Consider the following 944-nt stretch of genomic DNA (forward strand, 5'->3'; position numbering starts at 1 on the left):
TACGAACAAACTCTTGTCGAAGCTCGTGAAGGAACTCCTCTCAATTCTCAAACTTTCTGGGACATGGATAAAATCATTTCTGAGGGGGTTAAAAAGGGACAACACATCTATCATATCCTCAAAACTCATAACCTTGATGTCAGCTCCTCAACCGTCTATCGACACATCCGAAAAGGTTACCTGTCTATCGCTCCTATTGATCTAACTAGAGCCGTTAAATTCAAAGAAAGACGAACAAGTAACCTACCTTCCATCCCTAAAGAAGCGAAAAAAGGCCGTTCCTATGAGGATTTCCAAAACTATTTAGCACTTAACCAACTGAACTCTTGGCTGGAAATGGATACAGTTATGGGCAGGACTGGAGGCAAGGTCCTACTCACCTTCAACCTGTCCTTCTGTAACTTTATCTTCGCTAGGCTTCTGGAGAATAAAACTGCCCTTGAGGTTACCAAACACCTCTATGACATCAAAAACACTCTTTACGAAGCTGACAAAGATTTCTTCCAACTCTTTCCTGTTATTCTGACAGATAATGGAGGAGAGTTTGCCAGGGTTAAGGACATCGAAATGGATATTCGTGGTGAAATAAAACTCTTCTTTTGTGACCCTAATCGCTCTGACCAGAAAGGGAGAATTGAGAAAAATCACACGCTGATTCGCGACATTCTACCAAAGGGAACTTCCTTTGACAATTTAACTCAAGAGGACATCAATCTCGTTTGTTCACATGTCAATAGCGTCAAGCGCGCTGCTTTGAATGGAAAATCAGCCTATGAACTCTTTGCTTTTACTTACGGAGAAGAAATTCCTAAGCTTCTCGGCATTTCTAAAATACCTGCAGAAGACGTCTGTCAGTCGTCTAAATTACTCCAACATAAGATCTAAAAACTAACCTTCAACCCCATTCAAACGTCTCACACTAACTTCCACCATAGCGGAACTTA

The 944-nt window shown here is 41.3% G+C and carries 1 protein-coding gene; it reads left to right on the plus strand.

Annotated features, from left to right (window positions below):
• Positions 1–885: IS30 family transposase (locus tag QM911_RS09835; protein ID WP_414313878.1), on the plus strand; the 885-nt coding region annotated here is incomplete at its 5' end.
• Positions 886–944 lie beyond the last annotated feature (59 nt).

Source organism: Streptococcus infantis, from assembly GCF_047460825.1.
In the GTDB taxonomy this organism is placed as follows: domain Bacteria; phylum Bacillota; class Bacilli; order Lactobacillales; family Streptococcaceae; genus Streptococcus; species Streptococcus infantis_V.